Origin of the sequence: Kitasatospora sp. NPDC048365 (assembly GCF_043200835.1) — a bacterium.
Taxonomy (GTDB): domain Bacteria; phylum Actinomycetota; class Actinomycetes; order Streptomycetales; family Streptomycetaceae; genus Kitasatospora; species Kitasatospora terrestris.
Genome location: NZ_JBICYJ010000108.1, coordinates 1 through 1432, shown reverse-complemented (window position 1 = coordinate 1432; position 1432 = coordinate 1). Strand labels below are relative to the sequence as shown.

General features: G+C 68.4%; 1 protein-coding gene. It reads left to right on the top strand.

Translation table 11 applies throughout. The features are described from left to right. Positions 1-139: 139 nt before the first annotated feature. Positions 140-1378: an IS256 family transposase gene (locus ACGFX4_RS41325; RefSeq protein WP_393086390.1), complete on the top strand. Its 1239-nt coding sequence runs from the start codon at positions 140-142 to the stop codon at positions 1376-1378. Positions 1379-1432: the final 54 nt, after the last annotated feature.

Sequence of the window (1432 nt, the reverse complement as noted above, 5' to 3'; positions counted from 1 at the left end):
GGTTGCGTCCAGGGAAGTGGTGTACGGGTTCCACCCATTCCGGGGGTTTCGTCCCGGTAGCGGGTGTCACCTGAAAACGTAAGACGGCCATCGGCTGATTCTTCGAGAACGACCAAGCTCTTGAAGGAGTCACAGCACGATGACCGCACCTGACAGTGTGCCCTTTGCCGCCCTGCTGGAGGAGAACCTGGCCTCGGCGAGTCCCGACTTGTTGCGGGCGATGGTGAAGAGCTTCGCCGAGGCGATGATGTCCGCCGACGTCGACCGGGCCTGCGGCGGCGAGTACGGCCGGCCGAGCGAGGACCGGGTCAACTCCCGTAACGGATACCGGAATCGGGACTGGGACACCCGTGTCGGCACGATCGACCTGGCGATCCCCAGGGTCCGCTCCGGCACCTACTTCCCGAGCTGGCTGCTGGAGCGCCGGCGCCGGGCCGAGCAGGCCCTGATCTCGGTGGTCGCGACCTGCTACCTGCTCGGCGTCTCGACCCGGCGGGTGGAGAAACTCGCCGAGAGCCTCGGCGTCACCCAGCTGTCGAAGTCCCAGGTCAGCGAGATGGCCAAGCACCTCGACGAGCGGGTGGCCGAGTTCCGCCACCGCCCGCTCGACCAGGGCCCCTACACGTTCGTCTGGGTGGACGCCCTGACGCAGAAGGTCCGCGAGGGCGGCCGCGTCGTCAACGTCCACTGCCTGGTCGCTGTCGGTGTCAACAACGAGGGCCAGCGCGAAGTGCTGGGCCTGGACGTCGCCACCAGCGAGGACGGGGCCGGCTGGCTGGCGTTCCTGCGCTCGCTGGTCGCCCGCGGCCTGGGCGGGGTCAAGCTGGTGGTCTCCGACGCCCACGCCGGCCTGGTCGATGCGATCGGCGCGACCCTGCCCGGCGCGTCCTGGCAGCGGTGTCGAACGCACTATGCGCGCAATCTGCTCTCGCAGGTCCCGAAGTCCGCCCAGCCCTGGGTCGCCACCCTGCTGCGGACCGTCTTCGAACAGCCCGACGCGGGCGCGGTCCGCAAGCAGATGGCCACCGTCATCGCCACCCTCGACGAGCGATTCCCCAAGGCCGCAGAACACTTGGAGAGCGCCCGCGAGGACCTGCTGGCCTTCGCCGCCTTCCCCCGGACGGTCTGGAAGTCGATCTGGTCGAACAACCCGCAGGAGCGGCTGAACAAGGAGATCCGGCGTCGCACCGATGTCGTCGGAATCTTCCCCGACCGGTCCTCGGTCATCCGGCTGATCGGGGCGGTGCTGGCCGAGCAGAGCGACGAGTGGGCCGAACAGCGTCGCTACATCGGCTCCGAGATCCTCGGTCGCTGCCGCCTCCACCCGATCGAGGGAGAAACCCCCGACGAGAGCATCACCACAGCCCTGACCGCCTAGCCTGAAACCGGATCACCGAGTGGCCGTCGATACACCACTCCAGCGGACGTGACC

Excerpts from the sequence above, each read along its gene's own strand:
- ACGFX4_RS41325 (WP_393086390.1), top strand. The coding sequence starts at position 140 with ATGACCGCACCTGACAGTGTGCCCTTTGCCGCCCTGCTGGAGGAGAAC.